At 67.5% G+C, this 1561-nt stretch carries 1 protein-coding gene; it reads left to right on the forward strand.

Annotated features, from left to right (window positions below; genetic code table 11):
• Positions 1-1561 (forward strand): condensation domain-containing protein (locus AOQ71_RS08085; protein ID WP_245316794.1); only part of this gene is annotated, 1561 nt, incomplete at both ends.

The following is a 1561-nucleotide window of genomic DNA, read 5'->3' on the forward strand; positions in this document are numbered from 1 at the left end:
ACAACTTCTTCGAACTGGGCGGCCACTCGCTGTTGGCAGTACAGCTGATGAGCCGGCTGTGGCAGGCGCAGGGTGTCGAGCTGCCGCTGCGGACGCTGTTTGCAAGACCGGTGCTGGCCGATCTGGCGATGAGCATTGTCGAGGAGTTGAACCGCTGCGGTCCGCAAGAGCTGCCGGCGATTGTGGCCGTGTCACGTCACGAGCCGCTTGTGCTGTCGTTTGCGCAGCAGCGGCTGTGGTTTTTGGCGCAGCTGGATCAGGGCGGCACGCAGTATCACGTGCCGCTGGCGTGGCGGCTCAAGGGTGGGCTCGACCGCAGCGCCTGGCAGCGCAGCCTGGACCGTGTGTTGGCGCGGCATGAGGCGCTGCGCAGCGTCTTTGTCACCTCGGACGGCAAGCTCCGGGTTGAGCTTCTGCCAGAGGAGGCCGGGCTGCCGGTCGTGGAGCACGATCTGCGGGACAGGCTGGATGCGGACGCCGCGCTGTCGCAGCTGTGCCAGCAGGAGGGGCGCACGCCGTTCGATCTGGCGCGGGGCCCGCTGATCCGCGGCCGGCTGATCCGGCTGTCGGACGAGACACACGTGTTCCTGCTGACCCAGCATCACATCGTCTCGGACGGCTGGTCGCTGGGCGTGTTGGTGGGCGAGCTCAGTCAGCTGTACCGGGCATTCGTGGCCGGAGACGACGATCCGCTGCCGCCGCTTGCGATCCAGTATCCGGACTATGCTGCCTGGCAACGGCAGTGGCTGTCGGGGGAACGGCTGCAGCGCCAGGCGCAGTATTGGCGCAGCAATCTGTCCGGCGCGCCGGCCCGTCTGGCGCTGCCGACGGACCGGCCGCGGCCGGCGCAACAGTCGTTTGCCGGGGCGACGGTCCCGATCATCATTGATGCGGATCTGACGCGGGGGCTGAAGCGGCTGAGCCGGCAGCATGGCACGACATTGTTCATGACCGTGCTGGCGGGGTGGGCTGCGGTGCTGTCGCGTCTGTCGGGACAGGACGATCTTGTGATCGGGGTGCCGAGCGCCAATCGGGGGCACCGCGAGATCGAAGAGCTGATCGGCTTCTTCGTCAACACCCTGGCGCTCCGGCTGGACCTGTCGGGCGAGCCGAGCGTGTCGGAGCTGTTGGAGCGGACGCGGTGCACGGCGTTGGGAGCGCAGGAGCACCAGGACCTGCCGTTCGAGCAGGTGGTGGAGATCGTGCAGCCGCCGCGGGCTCTTGATCACACGCCGTTGTTCCAGGTGATGCTGGCCTGGGAGAACAAAACCGGCGGGGCGTTCGACCTTGCCGGGCTGATGGTGGAGGCGGCCGGGGGCGGGTACGACCAGGTCAAGTTCGATCTGGAGCTGAGCCTTGGCGAGCAGGGTGAGGAGATCGCCGGAACGCTGGCTTATGCCACCGCGCTGTTTGATCAGACGACGATCGAGCGGCAGCGGGATTATCTGCTGGCGCTGCTGCGGGCGATGGCTGCCGATGCGCAGCAAGAGGTCGGGCGGATTGAGCTGCTGTCGGCCGCCGAGCGCACCTATCTGCTGGAGGAGCTGAACCGGACGGCGGC

Origin of the sequence: Bradyrhizobium manausense, assembly GCF_001440035.1 — a bacterium.
Classification (GTDB): domain Bacteria; phylum Pseudomonadota; class Alphaproteobacteria; order Rhizobiales; family Xanthobacteraceae; genus Bradyrhizobium; species Bradyrhizobium manausense.